The sequence below is a fragment of the Paenarthrobacter sp. FR1 genome (assembly GCF_051106045.1).
Taxonomy (GTDB): Bacteria; Actinomycetota; Actinomycetes; order Actinomycetales; family Micrococcaceae; genus Arthrobacter; species Arthrobacter nitroguajacolicus_A.
Map to the genome: position 1 here is coordinate 1 of NZ_JBPFSF010000020.1, position 5,400 is coordinate 5,400.

Here is a 5,400-nt window from a genome sequence, read left to right on the forward strand (position 1 = left end):
ACAACCTCAAGGTCACCACCGCCTTCCCCACCACCGCCAACAACGACTTCCAAGGCGCCACCTCCACCATCGCCTTCTCCTTCACCGGCACCCAGCGCACCGAAACCACCAAGTAACCACCCACCGGCACCACCACCAAGCCCCGCCGGGCCTGGTCGGGCGTCCCCCCTGCCCGATCAGGCCCGCCGGTATTTTCCTGAGCCAGACTTGAGGCTTTTCCGCAGGGAAGCCTGAGCCAGACCGCCCAGACTCTTAGTCAGACGATGATCCACACCCGGAAGGAACGCCAGGACAATGAGCTCCCTCAGCATCAACGGACCCGCCCTCCACGGTCGGCGTTCCGCCGCGAAGACCACCCGCACAGAAACCTCCGCCGCACGAGCCACCGAAACGCGGCCCACCGCCGTCGACACCCCCGCTGAAACCACCACCGCAAAGCGTGGCGCCTTCCGACGCGTTGCCGGCACGGCCGTGAAGTTCCTCGGTATGGGAATGCTGGTCTTGGGCGCCCTGGTGTTCCTGTTCCTGGCGATCGGGCCGCGCGTCCTGGGCTACCAGACCTCAACCATGTTGACCGGTTCCATGGCGCCGATGATCAACCCGGGCGACGTCGTCGTGACCGTACCGACGTCCATCACGGACATCAAGGTGGGCGACGTGATCACCTATCACATCCCCGTGGAGGACCAGCGGGTGGAGACCCACCGCATCACCGAGATCACCGCAACGGCCGACGGCGGCGTGGCCGTGCAGACCAAAGGCGACGCGAACAATGGCATCGACCCTTGGATCGCCACCCTGCAGGGCGAAACGGTGGACAAGCAAGTGGCCACCATTCCCTACGTTGGCAACGCCATCCGTGCCCTGCGCGAACCCGTCGTCATGAACATCCTGATGTACGGTGCACCCGCCATCCTGGTCATCGGAATGCTCGCCTCCATCTGGACCAAGGAGCCCAGCAAGTCAGCGCCGGAAGGCGCCGCAGAGCCCCAGGCAGCAAGCGGTGAGTGAGGGCCCCGGAATCCCTGCCCTGGAACCGTGCAGGCTGCAGGCGCTGGCTGAAGAGTTGGGAGACTCCAGGCCGGCGCTCCGTTTCCTCTCCACGTACCTGTCCATGCTGCCCGGCCGGATCCTGAGGATCTCCAACGGCTTGTGCCACCATGACGCCGACGCCAGCATGGACGCGATCCTGAGCCTCAAGATCTCCTCGGCCATGGTGGGTGCGCTGGAGACCGAGGACCAATGCCGGGCCATCGAAACGATGATCCGTGAGGACCACTTCGATTCCGCGGTCCAGGCACTTCCGGCACTTCAGAACTCGACTGACCGTTGCTTCGCCGCAGGGCCGCAGTTGCTCGGGAAGGCGCAGGAATCTCTATGCTCCAGCGCCAGGCTTCCCAAGCAGGCTGGATTTCCCAAACCGGCCTAGCGTTCAGCCGGCACGTTTGCCTCAACCGTTTTGACCTCGTGTGGCACCAGGAACAGCGCGGCAACAGCCAGAACGCCAGCGGCAGCAAACACATAGAAGCCGGCCGGGTAGGCGATGTTCGCAGCCACCAAGGTTCCCGTTACTGCAGGCCCAACGATCGCACCGAGCCTGCCGACGCCGGCGGCGAAGCCGAGCGCTGTTCCACGGAGACGAGCGGGGAACAGCTGGCTGACCCACGCGTAGACCAGCACCTGCGAGCTGAAGACGAAGATACCCGTGACGAACACGGCAGCATTGAGCAGGAATTCGTTCTGGATCTTGACGCTCAGGATCGCAAGGAATACGGCCGACAAGCCGAACCACAGCAGCACGATCTTCTTGGTTCCGTGTTTGTCAGCCAGCACTCCGGCCAGGAACAGCCCCGCCACGGCGCCCAGGTTCAAGACCAGCAGCAGCGTCAGGCCGGTGCTCACGGGGTATCCGGCGGCTGCCATCAGCTGCGGTAGCCACGTGTTGAGCCCGTAGACCAGCAACAATCCCATGAAGGACGCAATACCAATTCCCACAGCAACCACGGGATATGGCTTCTGCAGCAGATCGCGGAATCCGGTCTTGGGGGCTGTCTCTGTTGAGCGTCCGACGGCGGCAGGGGCCGTCGCGCTTCCGCCCACCTTGGCGGGGGCTGCTTCAGGTAGTGACTCAGGCAGCTTGGCCCACAGGAAGGGCAGCAGCACCAGTCCGGCGACGCCGCCGATGATGAACATGAGCCGCCAGTTCGGAACGATGAGGATGGCCAGCAGAGCGGTGGCCACTGCGCCCACGTGGTAGCCGGTCATGGTCCGGGTGGTGGACTTGCCTGCGGATCCTGCCGGGGCGTAATCGTTCATGTAGGCCAAAGCGGCGGGCAGGCATGCGCCCAGACCAAGTCCAGCCAGCAGGCGAAGGATTGAGAATACCGCCACGTTGGGGGCGAAGGCGATGCCGACGGTGAAAAGCGAGAAGCCCGCCACACAGGCGATCAGGAGTTTTCGGCGACCAAACTTGTCCGAGAGTGGCGCGATGAAGAGCGCGCCCAAGCCAACGCCCACCAAGGAGATGGTGGCCGCGAACGTGGCCCCGACTGCGTCGAAGCCGAGTTCCCCGGTTTTGATGAGTGTCGGGATGACGGTGCCCAGGACCACGAGGTCGAAACCGTCGAGGACCATGGCAAGCCAGCAGAGCCAAACAGGCCATTGGGAGCGGCGGGCAGATGACATCGTTGGCATAGCGTCCTCGGTACTTCTTTGTCATGGCTACGAGCCGGCAGAACGGCCGGTCGGTCATGAGAGTTGTATCACTGCATCATGTTGCGCGGCACACGTTCTACCATTGAATGGAAGGCGCTTTTGCGTGCCGCTCAACAAAGGAGTGCACCGTGGCCAACTCAGCTTCCGGCGATTCTGTGGTTGACCGCGTTGTGCGGGTGATTGCAGCCTTCCCTGAAGGCGTGACGTCGCTGCAGCTGACGGATTTGGCTGAGCGGGCGGGACTCCCGTTGTCCTCCGCCCACCGGCTGGTCCGCCAGCTCTCCGAACATGGGTTGCTGGACCTTGGCGCAGGAGGGACTGTTCGGCTGGGACTCCGCTTGTGGGAACTCGTGAATCGAAATTCGCCCACGCTGGCCCTCCGGCAGGCGGCCATGCCTTTCATGGAGGACATCCAGCAAGTCTTGAACCAGAATGTGAACCTGGCTGTGCTGGATGGGTGGGAAGCGCTCTTTGTGGAGCGGCTCTCCAGGCGGGGATCTGTGGCCAACCGCGCCCGAATCGCCGGGCGGATGCCGGTCCACATCTCGTCTGCCGGATTGGCCCTGATGTCGCACCAGCCCCGAAAGCTGCAGGCGGAGTACCTCCAACAGTTCCAAGACCCTTCCGGAAAGGTGACGGCCGACGTCGTGCGTCATTTCTTGGCGGAAGCTGCCCAGCAGGGCTACGCGCAACTCGCGGGCGTGGTGGATCCGGACACGTGGGGAATTGCTGTGCCTGTGATGAACGGAAAGCGGCGTACCGTGGCGGCGCTCGGAGTGGTGGTTCCCCTTGCTGAGATGCGGCTTCAAGCATTGGTTCCGGCACTGCAAACGGCGGCGCGGGGTATCGGTCGCCAACTGGGCGAATAGATCCAGCTTCCGTTCAACGGAATTGTTGTAACGCCAATCACGCAATGCGAGCCACACTGATTCCAGATCCGTCCCGCTTCCCAGCAAGCCGGGATCCGCAACGAAGCGAGGAACAACCATGGCACGCACACCCATCACCACCCAAGTCGCCATCATGGGCGCGGGCCCCGCAGGCCTCATGCTTTCCCACCTCTTGGCCCAGCAGGGCATCGAGTCCGTAGTGGTGGAGATTCGCAGCCGCAAGGACATCCAGGAGACAGTCCGTGCAGGCATTCTGGAGCACGGCACCGTGAACCTGCTGGTCGACTCCGGAGTGTCGGACCGGGTGCTCCGCGAAGGTGACCGGCACGACGGTATCGAGCTGCGCTTCAATGGTGAAAGCCACCGCATCAACTTCAAGGAACTCGTGGGTGAGTCCGTGTGGCTCTACCCGCAGACCGACGTCTTCATGGACCTTGCCGCGAAGCGTGAAGCTGACGGCGGCGACGTCCGCTACAGCGTGACGGACACCAGCGTGCACCACCTCGAAGGCAAGCCCAAAGTCTGGTTCACCGACGCCGAGGGCCGTGAGTTTGAGATTCAGGCCGATTTCCTGGTGGGCGCCGACGGTTCTCGCAGCCATTGCCGCTTCCAGATCCCCGAAGCCAACCGCAAGTGGTACTTCCACGAGTACCCGTTCGCTTGGTTCGGCATCCTCGCCGAAGCACCGCGCAGCGCCGACGAACTGATCTACGCCAACTCCGAGAACGGCTTCGCCCTGATCAGCCAGCGAACCGAGAACGTTCAGCGCATGTATTTCCAGTGCGACCCCAAAGAGAATGTGGCCGACTGGGACGACGAACGCATCTGGTCCGAGTTCCGCAAGCGCGTCAACGGCAACGGGTTTGAACTCAAGGAAGGCCCAGTCCTGGAGAAGATGGTCCTCCCGTTCCGAAGCTTCGTTCACACCCCAATGCGCCACGGCAACCTCTTCCTCGCCGGGGACGCTGCGCACACCGTCCCGCCCACCGGTGCCAAGGGCCTTAACCTGGCTATCCACGACGTCAAGGTGCTCTTTGAAGGTCTGGATTCCTTCTATTCCAACGGATCCACTGCCCTGCTGGACTCCTACAGCGACCGCGCCTTGGACCGGGTGTGGAAGGCACAGCACTTCTCCTATTGGATGACGTCCATGCTGCACACCGTTCCCGGAGCCGACGACTTCGACCGTGCACGACAACTCGGAGAGCTGCACTCAGTGGTCACCTCCGAGCATGCCAAGGCATACCTGGCGGAGTCATACACGGGATGGCCTACGTCCCGCTGATTCCTCTCTGCTCACTTAGCAGGCACTCGACCTAACGATCCCCTGGCCTGAACAAGCGCTGGCCCGAACAAGCGCTGGCCCGAACAAGCGCTGGACGGCGGTAGCTCACCTTTGGTGGCCTGCCGTCACGGTGGCCTGTCGTCGGCGGGTGTTGGTCGCAGTGTTGTCCGTCCGCCCTTCGGCGTCTGCATGATACTGCGACTGGAGTGCACGGCGTTGCGAGGTCGAGTTTGGAGTCGCCCGATGGGTGGCTCGCGAAACACCGATCTGTTTCTGGTCGGCCCACGCATGATGTACTCCCATCGATGGTGCGCTCCTCCCACATTCCACTGTCTCTATGTTCTCTGGGGTGTGTGGTGGTGGTTGCGTCGGGGTGTTTGGTGGAGGTCGATGTGGGGTGGGGGGATGAACCAGGGCACGCCGGTGGTGGTGTCGATGCGCCATTGTTCTTTGTGGATGAGGTGGTGGTGGTGGCTGCAGAGCAGGGTGCCGTTTTCGGTTCCTGTGGTG

The 5,400-nt window shown here is 63.0% G+C and carries 5 protein-coding genes and 1 pseudogene; 4 read left to right on the forward strand and 2 right to left on the reverse strand.

The window, feature by feature from the left end; all coding sequences use genetic code 11:
* The first annotated feature begins 294 nt into the window (after positions 1-294).
* A complete protein-coding gene (locus ACR30Z_RS22480) occupies positions 295-1,011 on the forward strand; it encodes a signal peptidase I (RefSeq protein WP_434374665.1) in 717 nt (238 codons plus the stop codon).
* Positions 1,004-1,429 (forward strand): Hpt domain-containing protein, encoded by a 426-nt coding sequence (locus ACR30Z_RS22485; RefSeq protein WP_144653385.1) that lies wholly within the window; start codon positions 1,004-1,006, stop codon positions 1,427-1,429. Before ACR30Z_RS22480 ends, ACR30Z_RS22485 begins: the two co-directional genes overlap by 8 nt.
* Here ACR30Z_RS22485 and ACR30Z_RS22490 read toward each other — a convergent pair.
* A complete protein-coding gene (locus ACR30Z_RS22490) occupies positions 1,426-2,694 on the reverse strand; it encodes an MFS transporter (protein WP_144653387.1) in 1,269 nt (422 codons plus the stop codon). The genes ACR30Z_RS22485 and ACR30Z_RS22490 overlap by 4 nt on opposite strands.
* A gap of 149 nt (positions 2,695-2,843) precedes the next feature.
* On the opposite strand from ACR30Z_RS22490, the gene ACR30Z_RS22495 reads away from it, so the two are divergent.
* On the forward strand, positions 2,844-3,584 hold the full coding sequence (locus ACR30Z_RS22495; RefSeq protein ID WP_434374666.1) for an IclR family transcriptional regulator: 741 nt from the start codon (positions 2,844-2,846) through the stop codon (positions 3,582-3,584).
* A gap of 118 nt (positions 3,585-3,702) precedes the next feature.
* Positions 3,703-4,890 carry a 4-hydroxybenzoate 3-monooxygenase gene (locus tag ACR30Z_RS22500; RefSeq protein ID WP_434374667.1) on the forward strand — a complete coding sequence of 396 codons (1,188 nt, stop codon included), beginning with the start codon at positions 3,703-3,705 and terminating at the stop codon, positions 4,888-4,890.
* Between the two features lie 335 nt (positions 4,891-5,225).
* Here the strand turns inward: ACR30Z_RS22500 and ACR30Z_RS22505 are convergent.
* Positions 5,226-5,400: pseudogene (locus ACR30Z_RS22505) on the reverse strand (DUF222 domain-containing protein); the annotation flags it as partial.

What these genes read in the sequence shown, in the direction of transcription:
- ACR30Z_RS22480 (WP_434374665.1), top strand. Translation starts at nt 295, where the DNA reads ATGAGCTCCCTCAGCATCAACGGACCCGCCCTCCACGGTCGGCGTTCC.
- ACR30Z_RS22490 (WP_144653387.1), bottom strand. Translation starts at nt 2,694, where the DNA reads ATGCCAACGATGTCATCTGCCCGCCGCTCCCAATGGCCTGTTTGGCTC.
- ACR30Z_RS22500 (WP_434374667.1), top strand. Translation starts at nt 3,703, where the DNA reads ATGGCACGCACACCCATCACCACCCAAGTCGCCATCATGGGCGCGGGC.